A 243-nucleotide genomic window follows, 5' to 3' on the forward strand; every position below is an offset into this window, starting at 1 on the left:
AAAATTTTAAACACCAGGTTGGGATTGCCATCCCCGATCTCCTCGGCGCTCTCCAGCGCTGACGGATCGTCCACGCCGCCAAATTGTTGAGCATATTCCACAGCATCGGCAGCATTGGACGTACGGTATTGCGACATTGCCTGTTCCTCGATTATCGATAGTAATAAGCCGGTCAGACGTCTATACATCCGCTACGCATGTTGGCACAATAGCCAGCATTAACGCAACAGGGATTTCACACCA

General features: G+C 50.6%; 1 pseudogene. It reads right to left on the reverse strand.

Annotated features, from left to right (window positions below):
• Nucleotides 1-137: pseudogene (locus KVT28_RS26280) on the reverse strand (S-methyl-5-thioribose kinase); the annotation flags it as partial.
• Between the last annotated feature and the right edge of the window lie 106 nt (nucleotides 138-243).

Origin of the sequence: Pantoea sp. GbtcB22, from assembly GCF_019091025.1 — a bacterium.
In the GTDB taxonomy this organism is placed as follows: Bacteria; Pseudomonadota; Gammaproteobacteria; order Enterobacterales; family Enterobacteriaceae; genus Pantoea; species Pantoea leporis.